The sequence below is a fragment of the Amycolatopsis sp. NPDC058340 genome (assembly GCF_042723975.1).
Classification (GTDB): domain Bacteria; phylum Actinomycetota; class Actinomycetes; order Mycobacteriales; family Pseudonocardiaceae; genus Amycolatopsis.
Genome location: NZ_JBHXIB010000027.1, coordinates 72,368 through 95,864, shown reverse-complemented (window position 1 = coordinate 95,864; position 23,497 = coordinate 72,368). Strand labels below are relative to the sequence as shown.

The 23,497-nt window shown below is 69.5% G+C and carries 15 protein-coding genes; 9 read left to right on the top strand and 6 right to left on the bottom strand.

Annotated features, from left to right (window positions below; translation table 11 throughout):
* Window positions 1–295: 295 nt before the first annotated feature.
* Genes ACFWIW_RS26560 through ACFWIW_RS26550 form a run of 3 tightly spaced genes read left to right on the top strand, consistent with a single transcriptional unit; the run spans window position 296 to window position 12,724 of the window.
* Window positions 296–10,309 carry an amino acid adenylation domain-containing protein gene (locus ACFWIW_RS26560; protein ID WP_378370943.1) on the top strand — a complete coding sequence of 3,338 codons (10,014 nt, stop codon included), beginning with the start codon at window positions 296–298 and terminating at the stop codon, window positions 10,307–10,309.
* The gene (locus ACFWIW_RS26555; protein ID WP_378370942.1) at window positions 10,306–11,712 is read left to right on the top strand and encodes a DHA2 family efflux MFS transporter permease subunit; all 1,407 of its coding nucleotides are present in this window, start codon (window positions 10,306–10,308) and stop codon (window positions 11,710–11,712) included. Before ACFWIW_RS26560 ends, ACFWIW_RS26555 begins: the two co-directional genes overlap by 4 nt.
* The gene (locus tag ACFWIW_RS26550) at window positions 11,699–12,724 is read left to right on the top strand and encodes a 3-deoxy-7-phosphoheptulonate synthase (protein ID WP_378370941.1); all 1,026 of its coding nucleotides are present in this window, start codon (window positions 11,699–11,701) and stop codon (window positions 12,722–12,724) included. The genes ACFWIW_RS26555 and ACFWIW_RS26550 overlap by 14 nt, the downstream gene beginning before the upstream one ends.
* A 1,050-nt stretch (window positions 12,725–13,774) precedes the next feature.
* Here ACFWIW_RS26550 and ACFWIW_RS26545 read toward each other — a convergent pair.
* The 3 genes from ACFWIW_RS26545 to ACFWIW_RS26535 form a co-directional block, all read right to left on the bottom strand.
* On the bottom strand, window positions 13,775–14,122 hold the full coding sequence (locus ACFWIW_RS26545) for an RNA polymerase-binding protein RbpA (protein WP_005151365.1): 348 nt from the start codon (window positions 14,120–14,122) through the stop codon (window positions 13,775–13,777).
* Window positions 14,123–14,348: 226 nt separating this feature from the next.
* Window positions 14,349–15,107 carry a thymidine kinase gene (locus ACFWIW_RS26540; protein ID WP_378370940.1) on the bottom strand — a complete coding sequence of 253 codons (759 nt, stop codon included), beginning with the start codon at window positions 15,105–15,107 and terminating at the stop codon, window positions 14,349–14,351.
* Between the two features lie 30 nt (window positions 15,108–15,137).
* Window positions 15,138–16,538, bottom strand: coding sequence for an MFS transporter (locus ACFWIW_RS26535; RefSeq protein WP_378370939.1), 1,401 nt, complete (start codon window positions 16,536–16,538; stop codon window positions 15,138–15,140).
* A gap of 270 nt (window positions 16,539–16,808) precedes the next feature.
* On the opposite strand from ACFWIW_RS26535, the gene ACFWIW_RS26530 reads away from it, so the two are divergent.
* Window positions 16,809–17,483, top strand: coding sequence for a transglycosylase family protein (locus tag ACFWIW_RS26530; RefSeq protein WP_240598554.1), 675 nt, complete (start codon window positions 16,809–16,811; stop codon window positions 17,481–17,483).
* A 58-nt stretch (window positions 17,484–17,541) separates the two neighbouring features.
* On the opposite strand, the gene ACFWIW_RS26525 is transcribed toward ACFWIW_RS26530, so the two are convergent.
* Window positions 17,542–18,321, bottom strand: coding sequence for a glycerophosphodiester phosphodiesterase (locus tag ACFWIW_RS26525; protein WP_378370938.1), 780 nt, complete (start codon window positions 18,319–18,321; stop codon window positions 17,542–17,544).
* Between the two features lie 66 nt (window positions 18,322–18,387).
* Between ACFWIW_RS26525 and ACFWIW_RS26520 the strand changes: the two genes are divergently transcribed.
* Window positions 18,388–18,771, top strand: a complete 384-nt coding sequence (locus ACFWIW_RS26520) for a hypothetical protein (protein ID WP_034320669.1) — start codon at window positions 18,388–18,390, stop codon at window positions 18,769–18,771.
* 1 nt (window position 18,772) lies between these two features.
* On the opposite strand, the gene ACFWIW_RS26515 is transcribed toward ACFWIW_RS26520, so the two are convergent.
* Complete coding sequence (locus tag ACFWIW_RS26515; RefSeq protein WP_378370937.1) at window positions 18,773–19,753, bottom strand: tyrosine-type recombinase/integrase; 981 nt, start codon at window positions 19,751–19,753, stop codon at window positions 18,773–18,775.
* Between the two features lie 591 nt (window positions 19,754–20,344).
* Here ACFWIW_RS26515 and ACFWIW_RS26510 point away from each other — a divergent pair.
* Together ACFWIW_RS26510 and ACFWIW_RS26505 are read left to right on the top strand one after the other, a co-directional pair.
* A complete protein-coding gene (locus ACFWIW_RS26510) occupies window positions 20,345–20,866 on the top strand; it encodes a DUF4303 domain-containing protein (RefSeq protein ID WP_378370936.1) in 522 nt (173 codons plus the stop codon).
* A gap of 43 nt (window positions 20,867–20,909) precedes the next feature.
* Window positions 20,910–21,338, top strand: coding sequence for a VOC family protein (locus ACFWIW_RS26505; RefSeq protein WP_378370935.1), 429 nt, complete (start codon window positions 20,910–20,912; stop codon window positions 21,336–21,338).
* Here ACFWIW_RS26505 and ACFWIW_RS26500 read toward each other — a convergent pair.
* Window positions 21,307–21,675 carry a winged helix-turn-helix transcriptional regulator gene (locus tag ACFWIW_RS26500; protein ID WP_378370934.1) on the bottom strand — a complete coding sequence of 123 codons (369 nt, stop codon included), beginning with the start codon at window positions 21,673–21,675 and terminating at the stop codon, window positions 21,307–21,309. The genes ACFWIW_RS26505 and ACFWIW_RS26500 overlap by 32 nt on opposite strands.
* A gap of 92 nt (window positions 21,676–21,767) precedes the next feature.
* Between ACFWIW_RS26500 and ACFWIW_RS26495 the strand changes: the two genes are divergently transcribed.
* Entirely contained in the window at window positions 21,768–22,607 is an 840-nt protein-coding gene (locus tag ACFWIW_RS26495) for an NAD(P)H-binding protein (protein WP_378370933.1), read from the top strand.
* Window positions 22,608–22,656: 49 nt separating this feature from the next.
* Window positions 22,657–23,496 (top strand): class I SAM-dependent methyltransferase, encoded by an 840-nt coding sequence (locus ACFWIW_RS26490; RefSeq protein ID WP_378370932.1) that lies wholly within the window; start codon window positions 22,657–22,659, stop codon window positions 23,494–23,496.
* Window position 23,497: the final 1 nt, after the last annotated feature.

The following is a 23,497-nucleotide window of genomic DNA, read 5'->3' as shown; positions in this document are numbered from 1 at the left end:
TCGTGAGTGGCAATGGTCGTTCTAACCCTCTTCGCCACTCACGACTCCGGCGAGAACCGGACGTCACGACACCAGGCAGGCGCGCGATCGGTGCGAGGAGTCCTTTATGGACACTTCGCACCGAGTTCGGCCCGCAAGTCAACCTCGAACCGCGCTGTCCTGGCTGGCCATCTCCGCCTCTCGACAGCCCTCTTTGCCACCCACGACACCAGGACCGAGCCGACATGCCACGACGAACGGCACACGACACCGCACGTTGCCAGGGCCCTGTGTTGAGCGGCCGGCGGAGCTGAAGATGGAATTGGAAAACGACCGGACGCGTGAACCCGCTGTGCCGTTTCACCCGCGGGTTCACCAACAGGGACTGAATCTCACCGGAGCCCAGCTCGGGATCTGGACCGCGCAGCGCCTCGAACCCGACTCGCCCTACTACGTCGTGGGTGACGTGATCGAGATCGTCGGCGACAAGGCGGTCGACGTCGCCGCGCTGACCGAGGCGATCCGGGCGACCGCCGAAGAGGCGGACAGCCTGCGGTTGCGCGTTTTCGAGACACCGGACGGTCCCCGCCAGATCGTGTCGGAAGACGCGCTGCCGTTGCCGCAAATCGTGGATCTGCGCGGGGAGGTCGATCCGGTCGCCGTCGCGCACGAGCGCGTGGACGCCGAACGCCGCCGGGTCGCCGAGGCCTGCCGCGGGATGGTGGACCGGCCGTTGTTCGCCCACCTGGTGCTGCGGCTGTCCGACTCGCACGTGTGGTTCACCCAGCTCGGGCATCACCTGGTGTTCGACGGCTACACCGCGGCGATGCTCGCTCGCCGGACCGCCGCCCGCTTTACGGCTGCGGTCGAGGGCAAGGACGTTCCGGCTTCGACGTTCGCCCGGTTCGCCGATCTCGTCGAGGCCGACGGCGCCTACCGTGCCAGTGAACGCTTCCAGCGGGACCGCGAGTACTGGCGCGAGCGGTTCACGCCCTTGCCGGATCTCGACGACTCCGGAAGTGCGCCGGGCCCGCCGGAGCACACGGTCACCGCCCGGTCGGTCCTGCCCGCTTCCGACCTGGCCAGGTTGCGCGAGCTGGGCAAACGCGTCGGCACGACGTGGGGTGACGCGCTGATCGCCTGTTACGCCGCGTTCCTGCACCGCGTGCTCGGCTGGACCGACGTCGTGTTCGCGATGCCGTTGATGTGCCGCGAAGGCGCGGCGCTGCGGACCCCCGCGATGTCGGTCAACGTGCTGCCGCTGCGGGTCGGCGTGCTGCCGCAGGACACCGGAGCCGAGCTGACCGCGCGGGTCGCGGGCGCGCTGAAGGAGATGCGCACGCATCAGCGGTATCGCGGTGAGGACCTGCCGCAGGATCTCGCGGTCCCCGGCGCCGGGGCGCTGCTGCACGGCCGCGGCATCAACCTCAAGGCGTTCGACCTGAAGCTCGATTTCGCCGGGTCGCACGGCACGATGCGCAACGTCGCGGGCGGACCGCCCGAGGACATGGGCCTGTCGGTGCTCCCGACCTCGGACGGCGGGCTCCTGCTCGGTTTCGAGGTCGACGCGCGGACGCACGACCAGGCCGCCGTCGACGCCAAGCTGACCGCGTTGCGCTGCCTGATCACCGCGCTGACCGAACCGGACGGCCCGGCGGTCGCCGGTGCGGATCTGGTCCCGGCGGGGGAGCGGGACACGCTGCTGGAGGCTTGGTCGACACCCGCCCCGGAGAACGAACTCCTTGACGTACCTGAACTTCTCGACCGGCTGGATCCCGGACAGACCGCGCTGGTCTCCGGTGACGAGCGGCTGACCGCGGGCGAACTCGTCACCCGGGTCCACCGTCTCGCCCGGGCACTGAGGGCCCGTGGCGTCGGGGCGGACGACGTCGTCGCGCTGGCCCTGCCTCGGTCCGCGGACCTCGTCGTCGCCCTGCTGGCGGTGCTCGACGCCGGGGCCGCGTTCCTGCCGCTGGATCTGGCGCATCCCGTCGAGCGCCTGCGGGAACTCGCCGCCGAAGCCGGTGCGGTGCTCACGGTGACCCACGACCCGGAAGTCGTTCCGGGACCGCAATTGCTGCTCGGTGAGACCGATCTGTCCACTCTGGACTCTTCACCGCTGGAGATCGTCCGCCACCCGGACCATCTCGCATACGTCATCTTCACCTCCGGCTCGACCGGACGGCCCAAGGGAGTCCTCGGCCGGGTCGGCGGGCTCGCGACGCTGCTGCGGTACCACCGCGCGACCACGGTCGCCGAGACCGAACGCGCCGCGGGCAGGCGGCTGCGTGTCGCGCACACGTACTCGTTCGCTTTCGACTCCGCGCTCGACCAGCTGATGTGGCTGCTGTTCGGGCACGAACTCCACGTTTACGGCACCGACGTCGCGCGGGACGCCGACGAACTGCTGGCCGCGTTCGCCCGCGACCGGATCGACGTCGTCGACACCACGCCGTCGATGGCCGCGCCGCTGGTCGACGCCGGGCTGCTCGACGGCCCCGACGCGCCCGCGCTGCTCGTCCTCGGCGGCGAGGCGACTCCGCCCGCGTTGTGGCGCCGCGTCGCCGAGTCCGGTGTCCGCGCCCGCAACATGTACGGCCCCACCGAGGCCACTGTGGACGGTGCCGGATCCTGGCTCGACGACGGGGAACCGACCATCGGCTCCGCCGTGCCGGGGACGGCGATCCGGGTCCTCGACGCCGCGCTGCGTCCCGCGCCCGCCGGAACGCCGGGAGAGCTGTATCTGGCGGGCCCGCATCTGGCGCGCGGCTATCTCGGCCGTCCCGGCGCGACCGCCGAGCGGTTCGTCGCCGACCCGTTCGGCGCGCCCGGCGACCGGATGTACCGCACCGGGGATCTCGCCCGCTGGGTGCCCGGCAGGGGACTGGAGTACCTGGGCCGCCGTGACGGCCAGGTGAAGGTACGCGGTCACCGCGTCGAACTCGGCGAGGTCGAGGCGGCGCTGGCCGCGGTTCCCGGAGTGCGCGCGGCCGCCGCCGCGGTGCGCGGGCCGAGGCTCGTCGGCTACGTCGTCGGCGAGGTCGTCCCGGACGAGGTCCGCGCCGAACTCGCCGGGCGGGTGCCGGAGCATCTCGTACCCGCCGCCGTCGTCGTCCTCGACTCGCTTCCGCTGACCCCCAACGGGAAGATCGACCGTCCCGCGCTGCCCGCCCCGCGCGCGGCGGCCGGGCGCACCGCGGCCACCGACCGCGAACGGCTCCTGTGCGCCACCATCGCCGAGGTGATCGGCGTCGACGAGGTCGCCGTCGACGACGACTTCTTCGCGCTGGGCGGCGACAGCATCACCGCGATCAGCGTCAGCAGCAGGCTGCGCGCGCACGGCCTCGACCTGCGACCGCGTGATCTGCTGGCCCGCCGCAGTTTCGAGGCGCTGGCGGCGGCGAGCGCGGAGATCGGTGCCCCCGCCGACCCACCGGACGAGCCGGTCGGCGTGGTACCCGCGCCACCGATCGTCCGCGCGCTCCTCGATCCGCATCCGGACGTCACGACGATCGCCGGCTACACGCAATGGACCGCGGTGCGCCTCGACGAGGACCTTCCACCCACCCTGCTGACCGAAGGCGTGCAAACGCTGCTGGACCACCATGACGTTCTCCGCCTGCATTCAGAGGACGAAATGCGGGTCCGGGAACGCGGGGCGGTGCGGGCGTCCGACGTCGTCGTCGAGACGACCGGCGAACCGGCCGAGGTCGCGGCGAAACTCGCGGAGGCGCTGGATCTCCGGACCGGCGTGCTCAAGGTCGCGCTGCTGCCGGACCACCTTGTCATCGTGCTGCACCACCTGGCGGTCGACGGGGTCTCGTGGCGGGTCCTGCTGCCGGATCTGCGCGCCGCCTGCGCCGGTGAACCGCTCGAACCGGTCGGGACGTCGTGGCGGCGGCACGCGCTCCTGCTCGCGGAGCAAGGGACTTCCGGCGCCCGGCGCGGCGAACTCGGCCACTGGCGCGGCGCGCTCGACGGCCCGCGTCTCGGCCACCGGCCGCTCGACCGCGGCGTCGACACGGTCGCGACCGCCCGGCGGTCGGTCACCCTCGCCACCCCGGAGCAGACCGACGCGGTGCTCACCGCCTTGCCCGCGGCGTACCGTGCCGGACCGGACGACGTGCTGCTCGCCGCGCTCGTCCTCGCTTTGCGGTCGTGGCGGGATGCCGCTGTCGAGGCCGAAACCGTGTCGCTCGAAGGACACGGCCGCGACCATGACGGCCTGGACCTTTCGCGTACCGTCGGCTGGTTCACCGCCGAGCATCCGTTGCGCGTGCCCGCCGGCGCGGTGGCGGCGGCCACGGACTTCGACAGCGCGCTCGCAGGCGGAGACGCGGCCGGGAGGCTGCTGCGGGCCGCGAAGGAGGCCAAACGCGCGGTCCCGGACAACGGCGTCGGCTTCGGTGTCCTGCGGTATCTCGACCCGCTCACCCGGGACGAACTCGCCGCCGTCCCGCCGCCGGACGTCGTCGTGAACTACCTCGGCCGGTTCGCGGCCCTGCCCGGCACCGGCTGGCGGCTGCCGGAGGAGGACCCGTTCGCGGTCACCGAACCGGACGCCAAGTCGCTGGAACAGCTGCTGGCGCTGAACTGCTTCGTCCGTGAGGACGGCCGTCCGCGGCTCGCCGTGGAGTGGACCGCGGCGAGCGAGGTGCTGCCGCAGGAAAGCGTCGCCGCGCTTCAGGAAGCGTGGTCTCTCGCCCTGGAAGCGATGGCCGCGCACGCCGCCCGCATCGGCCCGGACGGCGGCGGGCTCACCCCGTCGGATCTGCCGCTGGTCGGCCTCGGCCAGGAGGACATCGACGCACTCGAACGCCTCGGCCGCGTCGAGGACGTCCTTCCCGCGACCCCGTTGCAGACCGGGCTTTCCTTCCACACCTTGGCGCGCGGCACCGAAGACACCGACGTCTACGTGGTCCAGGCCGTCACCCTGCTCAGCGGCGCGCTCGACGCGGACCGCATGCGCGAGGCCGCGGCGGAGGTGGTGCGGCGGCATCCCGCGCTGCGCGTCCATCTGCACACCACCGACGCGGGCGAGGTCGTCCAGGTGGTGCCCGCCGAAGTCACGCTGGACTGGCGGTTCGCGAACGTCCCGCCGGACCGGGTCGAGGCCGAGTGCCGTACCGAACTCGCCCGGCCCTTCGACCCGGCCACACCACCGCTGATCCGGTTCCTGCTGCTGACCCTCGGCCCGGACGAGCACCGTCTGGTGCTCACGAATCACCACGCGCTGCTGGACGGCTGGTCGATGCCGCTGGTCGGCCGCACTCTGCTGGCCACGTACGCCGAACTCGGCGGCGGTCCGGCGGCTCCCGTCGCACCTCCGCTTTCGGAGTACCACCGGGTGCTCGGCGAACGCGACCCGGACGCGGCGCTGGAGGCGTGGCGCGAGGCACTGGCAGGGCTCGACGAGGGCACGCGGCTCGCCCCGGCGAGCGTCGAGTCCACTGTGGAGCGTCCAGAACGCGTCACCGTGGAGCTGGGCGGTGAGTTCAGCGAACGGCTGCGCGCCTTCGCCCGCGAACACGGCATCACCCCGACGACGGTGTTCCAGACCGCCTGGGGAGTGCTCCTCGCCAGGCTGACCGGCCGCCGAGACGTGGTCTTCGGCTGCCCGGTCTCCGGCCGCCCGGCCGACGTCCCCGGCGTCGAGCGCATGATCGGGCAGCTGGGCAGCACGATCCCCGTGCGCGTGCGGTTCGACGCCGCCGAGGCCGCGGCCACCGTGCTGGAGCGCGTGCACACCGAGAGCGTGCGGCTCACCGACCACCATCACGCCGGGCTGCCGGACATCCAGCGCGCGGCCGGGGTCGGCGACCTGTTCGACACGATGCTGGTGATGGAGAACTTCCCGCTCTCCAGCCGCGCACGCACCACCCTGGCGCCCGGGCTCGACCTCGTCGGCGTCGACATCACCGACGCGACGCACTACCCGCTCACGGTGATCGTGCTGCCCGGCGACGAGTTCACCGTCGGCCTCGGGTACCAGCCGCAGGCGTTCACCCGCGAGGAGGCCGAGGCTTACGGCCGCTGGCTGCGCGCGATACTGCACGAGATCGTCGCAGACCCGGCGCGGCCGGTTTCCCGGCTGCGCGCGCTCGGCGCCGAGGAAGAACGCGCGATGCTGCGGCTCGGCGAGGGACCGGAACCGAAACGCGAACGTGGCGGCATGCTGGAGGAGTTCGGCCGCTGGGTCCGGGAGACACCGGACGCCGAGGCCGTCGTGTGCCGCGACCGGAGCCTGACCTACGCCGAACTGGACCAGCGCGCCAACCGGCTCGCGAACACCCTGATCGACGCCGGGGTGAAACCGCAGGACCCGGTCGCGGTCCTGTTGCGCCGCGACGTCGACCTCGTGGTCGCGCTGTTCGGCGTGATCAAGGCCGGTGCGGTGCACGTGCCGATGGACCCGGACTACCCGGCCGATCGGCTCGCGTACATGCTGGACGACATCGCGCCCGCCGCCGTCGTGTCCACTTCGGACGTCGACGGCCTGCCGGTGATCGACCCGGCCGAGCTGTCCACTGAGGACACAGATCCGGGCGTGTCCTTGTGTGCGGACGCGATCGCCTACGTCATCTACACCTCCGGCACCACCGGCAAACCCAAGGGCGTGGCGGTGCCGCATCGCGGCGTCCCGAGCCTGATCGCGCTGCAGGAGGACATCGTCGGGATCGGGACCGCCGAGCGGTACCTGCATTTCGCCTCGACGAGCTTCGACGTCGCGTTCTGGCAGTTCATGCTGCCGCTGCTGTCCGGCGGCACCTCGGTGATCGCGCCGGAGGAGGTGCGGACCTCCGGCGACGACCTGCTGGCCTACGCCGCCGAGCACCGCGTCACCGGGCTCAACCTGCTGCCCTCGTTCCTTTCCGCGATGCCCGACGACGCGACCGTCGACCCGGACGTGTTCTTCGTCGTCGGCGCCGAACGGCTCGACCCGGAACTGGCGCGGCGCTGGGGCGACCGGCGGGCGCTGTTCAACGCCTACGGCCCGACCGAGGTCACCATCAACTCGGTCACCTGGCACTACGACCCGGCCGACCCCGGTCCGCTGCCGATCGGCCGCCCGGACCCGGAGGTCCGCGCGTACGTGCTCGACGGCGGGCTGCTCCCGGTCGGGACGAACGTCACCGGCGAGCTGTACCTCGCCGGGCCGAAGCTCGCGCAGGGGTACGTCGGCCGTTCGGCGCTGACCGCGGAACGGTTCGTCGCCGATCCGTTCGGTCCGCCGGGGGAGCGGATGTACCGCACCGGGGATCTGGTCCGCTGGCGTCCGGACGGGCAGATCGTCTTCCTCGGCCGCGCCGACCACCAGGTCAAACTGCGCGGGTTCCGGATCGAACTCGGCGAGATCGAGACCGCGCTGACCGCGCACGACGACGTACGCGCCACCGCGGTGATCGTCCGCGAGGACCGGTTGGTCGCCTACGTCGTCCCCGTGGACGGCGCCGTGCCCGATCCGGCCACGCTGCGCGAACATCTCTCCGCGGAACTGCCCGCGTACATGGTGCCGGCCGCGTTCGTCCCGCTCGACCGGCTCCCGCTCGGTCCGAGCGGCAAGCTGGACCGGGCCGCGCTGCCCGCGCCCGAAGCCCGCTCCGACGGCGGACGGGAACCCGCCACCCCGGCGGAAACCGTGCTGCTGCGGGTGGTCCGCGAACTGCTCGGCCCCGACGTCGGCCTCGACGACGGCTTCCTGGACGCGGGCGGCGACAGCATCGCCTCACTGCGGGTCGTCTCCCGGGCCCGCCGTGAAGGGCTGCACCTGACCGCGCGCGACGTCCTCGAAGGTGGCACGGTCGCCGGGATCGCCGCGCGCTGTGGTGAGCCTGAACAGGCGGAGGAAGCCCACGCCGTCGGCGATGCCCCGCTCACGCCGATCATGCGCGATCTGCTGCGGCGCGCGGGAAAGGCGGCCGACGGGTTCTGCCAATGGGTCGAGATCTGCGTGCCTTCGGCGGGCGACGTCGCCCGCTGGACCTCGGTGCTCGACGCCGTTCTCGCCCGTCACGACGTCCTGCGCGCGCATCTGGTCGAAGACGCGCTGCGCGTTCCGGACGTCGGTGCCGTGACCGGTGCCGACGTGCTCACCGCCGTCCGTGTGACCGGTGATCCGCGCGCGACGCTGGACACCCACGTCGAGCAGATCGTCGCGCGGATGGACCCGCGCACCGGGCCGCTGGTGCGGGCGGTGCTGGCGGACGCCGGCGACCGTCCCGGACGCTTGCTTCTGGTCGCGCACCACCTCGTCGCCGACGCGGTGACCTGGCGCGTCCTGCTCGACGACGTCGAACAGGTCTTCCATGGCAACACCCTGCACCGGCGCGGGCAGTCGTTCCTGGGCTGGGCGCGATCGCTGCGTGCCGCCGCACCGCATCGAGAGGACGAAACGCGGTATTGGCAGGGGATCGCCGCCGCGCCGGTGAGCACGCTCGGCCGCACCCGGCTCGATCCGGCGCGTGACACCGTGGCGACCGCGCGGCATCACCGGCTCGACATCGGCGAGGACACGACCCACGCCGTGCTCACCGCGCTGCCCACCGCCTACCGCACCGGCCCGGACACCGTGCTGCTGACCGCGCTCGCCCGCGCCGTCGGCGCCTGGCGCGGAACCGGCGCCGATCTGCTCGTCGCCGTCGAGAGCCACGGACGTCCGGGACATACCCCCGACTTCGCGGGCACGGTCGACCTCGCGCAGACCGCCGGCTGGTTCACCGCCGTGCATCCGGCGCGGATCGCCCCGCCGTCCGGATCGCTGCCGGACGCGCTGCGGGCGGTGCGCGATCACCTGCGCGCGGCGGGCGACGGGCTCGGACACGGGATTCTCGAGGCCGGCGGCCCCCGGCCGGAGGTGGCCTGGAACTACCTCGGCCGCTTCCCCGCGGCCCCGGTCCAGGAAAGCTTCTGGCAGCGCCCACCGGACGCCGATCCGCTCGGTTCGGGAGGCGGCGCGGAGATGCCGTTGCCGTACGCGCTGACGGTGAACGCGATGGTCCCCGACGGCGGCACGCTCGGCGTCCGTTTCACCTGGCCGTCCGCGCTGTTCACCGAAGACGAGATCGCCGTGCTGGGCGAGCACTTCCGGCGTGAGCTGGACGCTCTCGCCGCCGACGTGCCCGGGCCCGGCGAGATCCTGCCGCTGACCCCGTTGCAGGAGGTGATCCTGCGCGAATCCCGTGCGGCGGACGAAGATCCGTATCCCGTGCAGGCGGCGTTCACGCTGTCCGGTGACCTGGACGTCGAGGCGCTGCGGGCGGCGGCGGACGCGTTGGTGCGGCGGCAGCCGAACCTGGGCGCGGTGTTCCCGCCGTCGCACGAGGTCCAGGTGATCCCCGCCGAGCCGCGGGCCGGCTTCCGCGTGCGCGAAATGTCCGAAGTGGACACGGCGTTGGACGAGGAACTCGCGGAACCGTTCGACCTGGCCCACGGTCCTTTGTGGCGGGTCACCGTCCTGAGACACGGCAGTCACACGCTCGTGCTGACCAGCCATCATCTGTTGTCCGACGGCTGGTCCGCTCCGCGCATCCTGGACGAGCTGTTCGCGCTGTACGCGGGCAAGCCGTTGCCGGAGCCGGTGCCGCCGACGCGGTACACGCGACTGCTCGCCGCGGCCGATCACTCGGCCGACGTCCGGGCCTGGCGCAGGGAACTCGACGGCCTGCCCGAAGGCGACCACTTGCCGCGCACCGGCGGCTCCGCCGACCCCGCTCTGTTCACTGTGGACAGTGCGCTGGTCGCGGAACTGACCAAGCTGGGCGCGGCGCGAGGCCTCACCGTCAACACCCTGCTGCAGGGTGCGTGGGCGGCCGTGCTCGCGACCCACGCCGGACGCCACGACGTCAGCTTCGGGGTGATGACCTCGAACCGGACGTCCGATGTGGACGGTGCCGAGGACGTCATCGGCCTGCTGGCGAACAGCGTCGCGGTCCGCGCCCGGTTCACCGGGACGGTCGCCGAAGCGTTGGCCGATTTGCAGGCACGGCAGCAGGCGATGGCCGCGCACCACCGGATGGGCCTGCTCGAACTCGCTTCGCTGGCGGGGCGCGAGAGGCTGTTCGACAGCCTGCTCGTATTCGAGAACTACCCGGTGGATCCGGCGAAGCTGCGCGAACCCGCGCCCGGCCTGACCGTCACCGGGACGAGGTTCCGCGAACGCACACACCATCCCGTGAGCGTCACGGTCGTCCCCGGCGAACACGGTTGGGAAGGCGTCCTTTACGCGAAGGAGGCGGACGCCCGGTCGCTGGCCGGCGACCTGGTCGGATACCTGCGGAAGCTGCCGTCCTGGCTCGACGGCGACGCCGCCGGGTTCGTGGGGGAGCGGTGACCGCGCGCCCGATCGACGCCGCGCTGTGGCGTACGGCGGCCGTGCTGGTGCTCGGCACCTTCATGGCCACTTTGGACAGCACGATCGTCTCGGTGGGTGTCGACACCCTCGCCGACGAGTTCGGCGCGCCGGTCACCGGTGTCCAATGGGTGACGACGGCGTATCTGCTGGCCGTGGTCACCGCGGTGCCGGCGTCCGGCTGGCTCGCCGATCGGTTCGGCGGCCGTCGCGTCTGGCTCAGCGCCGTCGTCGTGTTCCTGCTGGCGTCCCTGCTGTGCGCGCTGGCGCCGACGCTGCCCGCGCTCATCGCGTGCCGTGTACTGCAAGGACTCGCCGGTGGTCTGCTCCCGCCGACCGGTCAGGCGTTGCTGGCGCGGGCCGCCGGGCGGGACCGTATCGGCCGCGTCATCGCCGTCGTCGGTCTCGTGCCGCTCTTGTCGCCGGTGCTCGGCCCGCTGGCGAGCGGCACGATCCTCGCGGTCGCCGACTGGCCGTGGCTGTTCTACGTCAACCTCCCGATCGGTGTGGTTGCGGTCTTCCTGGCCCGGCGATGGGTTCCCGCGAGTGAACCCGGTGGCAAGGGCGAACGCTTCGATTTCCGGGGTGCGCTGCTGCTCTCGCCGGGGCTCGCCGTACTGGTCTTCGGGCTCACCTGGTTCGAACAGGGGACACCGGCGGTCGCCGGGATCGCCGTAGCGGCAGGCGTCGTGATGCTGGCGGCGTTCGTGCGGCACGGTCTGCGGGCCGAAGCGCCCTTGCTGGATCCGCGCTTGTTCACGCGGCCGCCGTTCGGCGTCGCCGCGCTGGCGCTGGTGCTGCTCGGGGCGTCGGTGTTCGGCACGATGTTCCTGCTCCCGCTCTATCTCCAGCGCGGCCCCGGACTGTCCACTTGGGACACCGGGCTGCTGCTGGTGCCCCAGGGCATGGGCGCGGCGGCCGGTTCGGTACTGGTGAACCGGCTCGTCGACCGGATCTCGCCGCGCACCCTGGTGCTGAGCGGGATCGGGCTGGTCGCCCTCGGCACCGCCCCGTTCACCCAGCTGGACCTCGGTCTCCCGGACTGGGTGATCGTGGTTTCCCTGCTGCTGCGCGGTTTCGGCGCGGCGCTGATCGGCGCGCCGGTGATGACGATCGTCTACCGCCGGGTCGAACCCGCCCGGCTGCCCCGCGCCGCCGGGGCACTGAATCTGCTCAACACGCTCGGCGGCTCGATCGGCACCGCGGTGCTGGCCGTGGTGCTGCAGGCCCGGCTGGCCGCGCGCGGCCCGGATGTCGCCGCCGCCTTCGCCGACGCGTTCTGGTGTGTTCTCGGCCTCGCCGTCGTGGCGGTGGCCGGTGCGACGCGGCTGCCCCGGGCCGGGGAAGCCGCCCCCGACAAGGAGAAAGGTCATGCGGATGCTTGACCAGCTGCCCAGCCCGGCCGAGGTGGTCACGAACGGCTTCGTCCCGGAGGAGATCACCCGGCACCGGGAAATCGTCGCCGACGTCCTCGCTCGGCGGGACTCGCGGCTGCTCGTCGTCGTGGGGCCGTGTTCGGTGCACGACACCGACGGCGCGCTCGAATACGCGAATCGGCTCGCGGAAGCGTCGCGCCGGTTCGCCGACGACCTCGTCGTGGTCCTGCGCGCCTACCTGGAGAAACCGCGGACGATCGCGGGCTGGACCGGCCTGGTGCCCGACCCCACCCTGGACGGCAAGGGCGATCTCGCTTCCGGCGTCCGGATCGGACGGCGGTTCCTGGACGACGCCGCCGCGACCGGGCTGCCGCTGGCGTACGAGTTCGTCGACCCGTTCCTGGCGCCGTACTTCGCGGACACCGTCAGCTGGGGCGCGATCGGCGCGCGGACCGTCGCCAGCCAGCCGCACCGGCAGCTGGCGTCGTGGCTGCCGATGCCGGTGGGCATGAAGAACTGCGTGTCCGGGCGGCTGGACACCGCCGTGGCCGCGGTCCAGGCGGCCTCGCTGCCGCACGTGTTCCCCGGCGCCGCCGCCGACGGACGCCCGCGGATCCAGCGCAGCGCCGGGAATCCGGACGCGCATCTCGTGCTGCGCGGCGGCCCGAAACCCAATCACCACGCGCACGCGGTCGCGGACGCCCTCGACGCGCTGACCGCCGCCGGCCTGCCGCACCGGCTCGTCGTCGACGCCTCGCACGGCAACAGCGGCAAGGACCACAACCGGCAGCCCGTGGTCGTCGCCGACCTGGCGGACCAGATCTCGGCGGGCGACGACGCGCTGGCCGGGGTGATGATCGAGTCATACCTCTCGGACGGCAGGCAGGATGTCGGCTCCGCACGGCCCCGGCCCGACCTGAGCATCACGGACGCCTGCCTGGGCTGGGAGCGGACGGTCCCGCTGCTGGAGTCGCTCGCCTGCGCGAACGCGGTGCGGCGGCTGAGCGGCCCGCGGAAATGACTGCCTCGTGAGTGGTGAGGACGGTGGGAACCAAGGCCTACTGGACGTGGCCACGGACTACGCGATCGCCCTCGCAGCCCGGTGGCACCGTCAGCCCCAGTAGTCACAGCGTGGCCTGTCAAGGCCTCCTTCACCGCGCTAGACGCCAGGGTGTCTGCGAAGTCGAGATAGTGCAGGCCTGGTTCCGAACGTCGACAGGGGCGGACACGGGCACCGAGTGTCCACAAGGGACATTTCCGGGCGACCGAATGTCCTATTTGTGCACGTATGTACGGTTCATTGTGGGGGTCGTGAGTGGCAAGGAGGGTTAGAACGACCAAGAGCACTCACGACCCCCTTGTTAGACGCGCAAAACTCCTGAATCGGGCGCTTAGGCCTCGGCTTGTGTCCCTTATGGACAGTCGCGAGTCCAGGTCTCTTGGCTGAGTCTGCTCCCTGAGAACGCCGCTGGCCTCATGGCAGTGACACAGACCTGCAGCTGTACGACTTGCCGGGACCCTTGCGCTGGATGCCGTGAAGGGGGCCTTCACGGACTTCATGAGCAAGCTGAGGGAGCGGTGCCCGGTGGAGCACGTCTCGTGAGTAGTGAGGACGGTTAGAGCCAAGGCTGCCTTAGGTGCCTGCTGAATGTGGGTGGCATGGGCGCAGGTCCGTGAGGGCCTCCTTCCCTACCTTCAGGGTAGGCAAGGAGGCCCTCACGGACGACGATCGACATCCGCGGCCTCAGCGACAACACCAGTCTCAGCAGTCACAGCAGCTGCGCGTGAAAGACCCCTTCCCTCGGCTCAGCCGAGGAAACTCGACCTTCACACCTTGCCAAGTACGTGAAGGCCTCCTTCCTTGCGCTAGACGCAAGGAAGGAGGCCTTCACGTACTGCGGAAGTGAGCAAGGGCAGCGATGACAGGGAGGGCGCGTCTCGTGAGTGGTAAGGACGGTTAGAACCGTCCTAGCCACTCACGAGGCTGGCCCTGGACACGGCGAAGCCCCCGCGGAGGGAGGTCGCGGGGGCTTCGCCGGTTCGTGGTGGGGCTAGCTACTTGTGCCGTGCGTCAGGCGGACCGGGTGGTCCTGCGTCCCTTCAGCTCGGCGAGACGTTCGTTGAGCAGATCTTCGAGCTCCGGGATCGAACGGCGCTCCAGGAGCATGTCCCAGTGCGTCCTCGGGGGCTTGACCTTCTTCTGCTCCGGCTGCCCGCCGTCCACGATCTCGGACTCGCTGCCGTGCAGCCTGCACTCCCACACCGAAGGGATCTCGGCGTCGTCGGAGAAGGGCACCTCGAACTCGTGGTTCTTGGGGCAGGCGTAGCGCACGGTGCGCCGAGGCGCGAGGTCGTGGTTGCGGTCGGTCTCGTAGCTGACCGCTCCCAGCCGGCTTCCACGGAGAACACGGTCGGCCATGATGGGGGTCCTTTCAGTCAGCTCCGGGTGGAGCCAGGGTGATGCTCACCCTATGCAACGACGATGAGGCCCAGGAGATTCCCTGGAAAGCATGTCCTTGCTCACGATGAGCTGTGTCACCCGGTGGCAACAGCTTCTCCTAGTAGGAGTGGTTTCGCGCTCTGGCGTGACGTCAATACGGCCATCTTGGTGCGGATATCCCCCAGATGGGCTAGTAGTACGCCTGTCACGTCAACCGTAACTGACCGTGTTGGGCCGAGGTGGGCCCCAGGTCGCCCAGTCGAAAGTGGCGACGGCACAATACCTGATAACGGACCGTGTTCGGCTCACCCTCGGAACGTGATGCCGATGAAGTTTCAACTAGCGACTGCTCGGTATCCGCAACCACCACGGTATTCCCGGCCCGCAGCACCTCACCATCGGAAACCCGCGCGTTGAACCGCCCCGTCTGCCCGCACCAGCACAACACCTCGACCTGAACCGGCTGCAACTCGTCCGCCAGCTCGAACAACCGCGCGGCACCCGGGAACAGCATGCTCCGGAAATCCGTCGCGATCCCGAAGCAGTACACGTCGATCTGGACGTCATCGGCCAGTTCAGCCAGCTGATCCACCTGAACGGGCGACAAGAACTGCGCCTCGTCGACGATCAGATAGTCCACATGCCGCCCGGCCGCCCACTGCTCACGCACCAGCAACCGCAGATCGGTCTCGTTCCCCACCTCGATCGCCTTGCGCGTCAACCCGATCCGGCTGGTGATCTGCGGCTCCCCGGACCGGTCATGCCGCACCAGCACCATCCCGCGACGTCCCTGCCGCGCATGGTTGTGGTCGATCTGCAACGCCAGCGTCGACTTCCCGCAGTCCATCGGCCCGTAACAGAACTTCAACTTCCCGACGACCGGCACACCCCGCCGTGAACCCGCCACCGGCACCGACGACAACGCGTCCGTGGGATCCGGGCCACTCTCCTTCAGTACGGTCACGACGCTCGACCCTATCGGCACACTCCGCCGTCACAGCACCGCCGGTGGTCGGTTACCCGCCGCCTCGATCGCCCGGCGCACCGGGACCAGCCACACGAACACGAAACCGAGCACGAAGAAGATCACCAGAGCGATGATCGCGTACCGGAACGAACCGGTGATCTGCCCGACCGCGGCGAACAACAGCGGACCGAGCCACGACGTCCCGCGCTCACCGACCACGTACAGCGAGAAGTACTGCGCGTCCTTGCCCTCCGGGATCATCTGCCCGAACAACGACCGCGACAACGCGTTCGTCCCGCCCAGCACCAACCCGATCCCGACCGCCACCGCGTAGAACTGCAGCGGCTGACCGGCCTCGATGAAGAACGCGAAGCACAACACGGCCACCCACGCCACGAGACTGCCCAAGATCGTCTTCTTCGCCCCGATCCGGGCCGCGATCGCACCGTGGATCATCGCCCCGGCGTACGCCAGGAACTGGATCACCAGGATCGTGACGATCAGCACCTGGGTGCTGTACTTCAGCTCGTCCTTTCCGTACTGCGCCGACACCGCCACCACCGTCGTGATCCCGTCGGTGAAGACCAGGTAGCTGCCGAGGAACGCCAGCGTCAGGGGATAGGCCCTCGCCTCCTTGATCGTCTGCTTCAGCTCCTTGAACCCCGCCGTCAACACCGACAGGCCCCGCTCGCCCGACTTCGGCACATGAGTCTGGGGGAGCGCCCGCACCGCCGGGATCGTGAACACCGCCCACCAGATCCCCGACGTCAGGAAGCAGATCCGGACGGCGAGCGACTCGCTCACCCCGAACGCCTCGTGGCCGAGGAAGAACCCCAGCTGCAACGCCAGCGCCAGACCACCACCGAGGTACCCGAACGCCCACCCCTTCGACGACACCGCGTCCCGCTCGTCCGGCTCCGCGATGTCCACCAGGAACGAGTAGTAGACGACCAGCGCACCGCCGTAACCGATGTTGGCCAGGATGAACGTCCAGACCCCGACCTCCCAGTTCGTCCCCGCGATGAAGAACATCAGGGCCGACGCCACCGCGCCCAGGAACGCGAACCCGCCGAGGATCCGCCGCTTGTGCCTGCTGCGGTCCGCGATCGCGCCGGCGATCGGCAGTACCAGCACCTGGGTCACCGTCGCGATCGACAGCAGATATCCCCACAGCGAACCCGCCGGGAACTGCAACCCGAACAACGAGACGTCGCAGCTCTGCAGGGTGCTCGAAGCTCCACTCGAATCGGTACACGCCCTGTCCCCGTTAAGGGTGAAATTCGCCTTCGCGTCCGCGGACGCGATCTCACTCAAATAGAGCGCTCCGAAGACGGTGATGACCGACGAATAGAACGGCGAATTGGCCCAGTCGTACAGGTACCAAGCCCGCCACACCCGCTTGCGTTCACGGGTCACGGCCACCGTCATGCACAGCTCCTGAAGTCGAGAACGTCGAGGTCAGCGGGAGACTACTGGCGATCACACCAACCTGTCCGGCACGAGTCCGGACCGTGTTCGTTTCGACGCGAGACGAACCCTCGCCGGACACCTTCCCGACCATCGTCGGCGTGTCGCTGCCACGATCCCCGTGTGTTTCGTGTGAGGCTGGTGGGCGAGCTGTGACTCTTGTGAAGCAAGTGTCCAGAATTTACTGTTCCGCTCATGAGGACCCATCGCCTTCGCACAGCACACCGCGTAGTGGCGAGAACGCTCCTGCTCGCCCTAGCCGTGACGGGCCTGCAGATCGCCACCACCGGATCCGCCGCCGCGGATCCCCACGGCTCCTACTGGGCCAAGCTCCGCATGTGTGAATCGAGCGGGCGCTACAACATCAACACCGGCAACGGCTATTACGGCGCCTACCAGTTCGACCTGCCCACCTGGCGCAGCGTCGGCGGCCAAGGACGACCCGACCAGGCCACCCCACGCGAACAGGACTACCGGGCCCTCTACCTCTACCGCATGCGCGGCTGGCAACCCTGGGAATGCGCCGGCAAACTCGGCTTCCGCAACGACAGCGACGCCCGCAGCAAACGCGTCCCGTCCTACGCCGACTCCGCCTACATCGGCGGGGGAGGACAGCCCGCCCCGCCGCCCGCGCCCAAACCGAAGCCCACCCCGCCCGCACCGCCCGGCGGCCCCAAACCCGCCTGGCCCGGCGTGGTCTACGCCTACGGCGACTGCGCCGTCCCGCTCAAGCAGTTCCAGCTACGGATGAACGCCTTCGGCTACGGCTTCACCGGAACAGGCTGCTACTACGACAAAACCCGCGAAGCCGTCCTCGCCCTCCAGCGCGCCAACGGCATCAACGACTCCGGACGACTCGGCCCCAAGACCTGGGACGCCGCCTGGAACGGCAAACCACCCCGCTGACCCCCTCGTGAGTGGTAAGGACGGTTCTAACCGTCCTTACCACTCACGAGGCCGCAGCTCACGAAGGCCAGGAACCCCGCTCCCGAAGCACCTCACGCAGCAGATCCGGCCGGTCCGTCACGATCCCGTGCACCCCCAGATCCAGCAGCAACCGCATCTCCGCCGGATCGTCCACCGTCCACGTGTGCACCTCGAAACCCCCACGCGTCGCCTGCCGCAGGAACGCCCGGTCCACCACCTTCAACCGCCCCTGCCGCACCGGCACCTGCGCCATCGCACCCCGCGACAACGCCCGCAGCGAGAACAACGGCAAGAACCCGTTCGCCCACATCACCGCCACCGAACGCGGCCCCATCGCCGTCACCAGCTTCGGCCCGGCCAGCTTCCGGATCCGGGCCAACCGCGCGTCGGAGAAGGACGCCGCCGCGACCCGATCATGCGCACCCGACCGCTCGATCGCCCGGACGAAGGGCTCCACCGCCTCGTTCGACTTCACGTCGATGTTGAACCGCGCCTCCGGCAACTCCTCGAGCACGTCCTCCAGCCGGGACAACGGCACACGGCCGCCGATCTTGACCGTCCGGAGCTGCGCCCACGTCTGCCGGGAAATCAACCCAGCGCCATCGGTCGTCCGGTCCAACGACGCGTCGTGATGCACGACCACCACACCGTCCGAGGTCGTGTGCACATCCGTCTCGAGATAACGGTAACCCTCCGTCACCGCCTGCTGGAAGGCCGGCAACGAGTTCTCCAGTCCTTCCAGGTCACCGATGTGCCAGCCCCGATGGGCGAAGGCACGCGGGAGCGGATCGGCGAGGTACGGAAACAGTGTCGGCACCCCACTAGTGTGCACTTCGGTCGTGGCCCCGGCATGATCGTCGGGTGGCCAGCTAGGGTCTGATCCGTGAGGGAAGTGGCCGAACACCCGAAGACGTCCGCCGAAGAGGTGTCCGAACTACGCCGCGCGGGGGCACCCAAACACTGCGGATGGTGCGGCCGGCGACTCGAACAGGGCGGAAACGTCGGCAGGCGCCGCCGCTACTGCGGGCAATCGTGCCGCCAGCGCGCTTACGAACGCCGGACCGCCCTGCAGCGCAGCGGCCTCCCCGAAGACGCCGTCGTCCTCTCCGACACCGAGATCGCCACCCTGCAGGACAGGCTCTTCCAGCTCCGCTGCGCCGCGGAAGACGTCGTCACCGCGGCGGACGACGGCGCGTCCGTCGCCGAACTCCGCGGCCTGGCAGGCGAAATCGCCCAGGCCGCCAAGGATCTCGAACAACTCCGCTGACCTACACGATCCCGTCCAACGCCCGGTACGTCCGGTTGCTCGCGGCCGCCGCCCGCTGCTCACGACCGGTCGCCTCGATGTAGTTCTGGCTGGTCGCCAGGCTCGCGTGCCCCAGCAGCGCCATGATCTCCGACGCCGTCGCGCCGTCCTCCGCCAGCCGGGTCGCGAAGGTGTGCCGCAACGCGTGGAGATTCGCCCCGACCGGCACGCGGTCGTGCAGACCCGCCCACCGGTAGCAGGATTTCACCAGGTACTCCAACGCGCCGCGGCCGATCGGCTCGCCGGCACGATCCCGGAGGAGGGGAGTGGAGGGACCGAACCGCTGCTGCGGGAACCGGCGGCGACAGGAGGCGAGATACTCCTCGATGATCTTCTCCATGATCGGCTGCACCGGGATCGACCGGTCCCGGCTTCCCTTGCCGTGGACGTGCAGCCGCATCTCGCCCTGACGGCCGACCAGCGACCGCGCCGTCAGCGCGCGCATCTCGGCCGCACGCAACCCGGCGACCAGACCGAGCGCGATCACCAAGACGTCCCGCTCTGGCCACGGATCCCGCGTCCGGCGGGAACCATCGGCGGCGGCCGCGAGCAACTGCTCCGGGGTTTCCTCGCCCCGCAAGGGTTTCGGCGTCAACGGAGGCGCCTTCGGCCGGGCGACGGCACCCATCGGATTTCCGGCGAGCAGCCCATCCGACACGCAGAAGGTGAGGAACTGGTTCCAGGTCGACCACGCACGGAGGACCGAACTCTTCGCGTGGGTGTCCGCGAAGGCACCGAAGGCGTTGCGGAGCGCCTGGGCGGTGAGCATCTCGACCATGAGGTCGTCAGGGGAGCGGTCCAGCTCGCGGAGCAGGAGAGCGGTGATGCCGGCGAGGTCGCGGCGGTAGGCGTCGGTGGTGTGAGGAGAATCCTTACGGGGACGACGTGCGGCGAAAAAGGCTTGCTGTGCCTCGGAAACCCTCATGAGCATCTTGTACCGCATGGCACCGACAGTCTTACACTGGGTTATATTCTGTTTCATGCATAATAGTGATTATGCATGAAACGGAGTGAAGGGTCCGGAAACCCCTCGCGGGGGATCTCGGTCTTCCTGCCACTTCTCCACGCGTCATGGAAGGGTCGCTCCTGACGGCTTTCGTCCTGAACAACCCTTCCGTGACACTTCCGGCCACCGAGGAGCCCGCGGGCATCGTCGGCTTGGCCGATCCGGCGAGATCTGTCCACGACTGACGCCTCCATTGATCATCATCGACCGAGACGCTCATATCGATTCGTCACAGTGACGTATTGAGGCTGGGTGATCGGACCTCAGCTTCTTGTTCTTGGGGGCGTCCTGGGGCGCTTTGGGACCGCTGGCGTCAGCTCCATGGGGAGTACTGAAGGGAGTCGAGCCCGCATCCGATGCGACAAAGGGAGCTTTCGCTGCATGACATGCGGTGAAGGACGCTTTCGGCCCACGTCCGAAGGCCCCTCTCGACCGCCGTTATCCAAGTCGACCAAAGTGCCGATAATGTACATTATGTCAAGTAAGTGTCAGGTGCGTCCTCCCCGGGCCGTGTGGTTCGATGCCCCGATGATCCCGACCGAAGCCGACCTCGCCGACGCCTTGACTGCTGCCACCCGTGCGGTTGTCACGGACCTGTTCCGCGACAACCCTGACCACACCTTCTACTACGTCACGCTGACGACGCCCGGCGAAGCGTTCGGTCCGGCACTGTCGGCGTGGTCGCACGAGGCGCTGGCTCAACGGCCGGATGCCGGCGACATCCGGTACTCCTATGCCGATTCCCCGTTTTCGATCTTGGGTGAGGAACACCTGAAGCCGGTCCGCGACCTGTTCGCCGCCCGGCCGGAGGTGTTCGATCTCGACGACGAAGCGTCCGACGCCGAGTTCGAGCTTCGGCTCCGTGCGATGGAGACGGCACTGCGCAGGCTGTCCGATGAAGGGCTCTTCGGTGTCGGCGAGACTCGTGCGGAAGTCCTACTTCTGGCCGAGGTCGTTCCTGAAGACAACGACAACGTCGCCCGGGCTCGTCGGCTCAATCCGGCTGGGCCGGCGCTGGATGCTTGGCTCGCTTACTGGGGTGTCGGCTGATACACGACACAAGATGTCGTGTATTCGATGGAAGGCTCTTGCCATGGGATCTCGACTCAATCCGTACCTCAGGTACAACGGGAACGCGCGGCAGGCGATGGAATTCTATCGGGAGGTATTCGGAGGCGAGCTCGAAATCGGCACGATCGCGGATTTCGGTTTGCCGGACTCTCCCACCGCCGACAAGGTCATGCACGCTCGCCTCGACACCACGCACGGCTACACGCTGATGGCCTGCGACGTCGACGGCCAGATCGAGGACGTGCCCCACTCCCCTGGCAACAACGTCGCGGTCTACCTCGGCGGCGAAGACGAACTCCGTGGCTATTTCGGGAAATTGTCCGCCGGTGGCACCGTGACCATGCCGCTGGAGAAACAATTGTGGGGCGACGAAGCGGGTGCGCTCGTGGACAAATTCGGGATTTCCTGGATGTTCAACATCACCCTTCGGCAGGGGCCAATCGCCGGGTGATCCGGTCGAACAAGTCCATCAGCGGCTCACTGACGTCCCGGCCGAACTCGGTCAGCCCGTAGGTGACCTGTGGTGGCGTCGTGGGCTCGACCTGTCGCCAGATCAGGCCGTCCTGGACGAGTGCGCGCAGTGACTGGGCGAGCATTTTCTCGCTGATCCCCTGGATGCTCTCGCGTAGCTCGTAGAAGCGGAGATCGTTGCGCTGCAAGGAGATCAGCACCCAGATCCCCCATCGGCCGGTGACGTGGCCGACCACGTCACGGGCGGCGCAGTCGGTGTGAAACACCTCATACCGCGGCTCCGCGTCGGCCGGTTTGAACTGCGCGCCTCCTGCCATGGCAGGAGCTTACCTCTGGGTATGTACTTACGAAAAGTAAGCCGCTCTCCCTAGCGTCGTCGCCACGAGAAGATCGAGCGAAGGAGCTGTTCATGATCGTGGTGACCGGGGCTACCGGGAACATCGGCAGGTCGTTGACGCGGACCCTTGCCGAGGCGGGCGAGCAGGTGACAGCGGTGTCGCGGCACGCCGCGGTGGCACCGTCCGGCGGCAGGCACATGGTGGCCGATCTGGCCGAGCCCACCACTCTCGAACCCGCCTTGGCCGGAGCGAAGGCGTTGTTCCTGCTGCTTTCCGGCGATCTGCATGCCGTCGGGGCGAACCCGGCCGGGATCGTCGGACGGGCCGCGGCGGCCGGAGTTCGCCGGATCGTGCTGCTCTCGACGCTGGGTGTGGCGACGCGGCCCTTCGGTACGACGCGGGTCGCTATGCGTGAGCTGGAGGATCTGGTGCGGGAGTCCGGTTTGGACTGGGCGATTCTGCGGCCGGGCGGGTTCGCCTCCAATGCCTTGTGGTGGGCGGAGTCCGTGCGCTCGCGGCAGGTGGTCGCGGCGCCGTTCGGGGACACCGGGGTGCCGATCGTCGATCCGGCGGATATCGCGGACGTCGCGGCCGCTTGCCTGGTGGACGACCGGCATCTCGGCCAGGTGTACGAGCTGACCGGTCCGGCGGTGATCACGCCGCGCGAGCAGGCGGCGGCGCTCGCCGACGCGTTGGGCTCGCCGGTGCGTTTTCACGAGCTCACGCGGGAAGAGGCCAAGGCGGGGATGGTCCTGAGCATGCCGGCGGAACTCGCGGACGACACCTTGGACATCATCGGTTCGCCGACTCCGGCCGAGTTGCGGGTGAGTCCGGATGTGGAGCGGGTCCTCGGTCGCGCGCCACGATCGTTCGCCGAGTGGGCGGCCCGGAACGTCGCGGCGTTCCGCTGACGGGTCGCGCTAGGGTCGTTCCCGGATACCGAGTCTGGGGGTTGCCGAAATGTCCGAGAGTGCCGCTGTGCGTGTCGATCCGTCCAACGAGCGGATGTTGAAGGCTTGGGACGGTGATGAAGGCTCGCTGTGGGCGAAGCGTGCGCAGCGTTTCAACGATGGTGTGGCCGCGTACCGGGACGTCTTCTTCGCCGCGGCGGATGTCCAGGTGACGGACCGGGTCCTCGACGTCGGCTGTGGTGCCGGTCAGACGACGCGGGACGCGGCCCGGCTGGCTGCCGAGGGTTCGGCGCTGGGTGTCGATCTCTCCAGTGGGATGCTCGGCGTCGCTCGTCGGCTCGCCGAGGAGGAGCGTGTGCGCAACGTTTCTTTCGAACAGGTGGACGCGCAGGTCCATCCGTTCGGCGAGGCGCGGTTCGACGTGGTGATCAGCAGGCATGGCTCGATGTTCTTCGGTACTCCCCTGGCCGCGTTCGCCAATCTGGTCAGGGCGACCAGGCCGGGCGGCCGTCTTGTCCTGCTGACGTGGCAGCCGTTGCGGCTCAACGAATGGATCACCACGTTCCGGAGGATCTTCGCGGCGGGCCGTGAGGTGCCGTCGGCGGATCTGGCGCTCAGCGACCCGCGTGAGATCGAAGAGCTGCTGACCTCCGCTGGGTACGCCGACGTCGAGTGCACCGCGGTGAACAAGCCGATGTACTTCGGTGAGGACGTCGACGACGCGGCCGACTTCATCGTCGAGCAGCATGGCGGACGGTTGGGCGACCTGGATGACACCGCGCGAGCCGGTGCCATCCAGGTCTTGCGTGCGGATCTCGCCGAGCATCAGGCCGACCGAGGCGTTTTCTACGGCTCGGCGGCCTGGCTCGTCGAGGCGCGGCGTCCTTGAG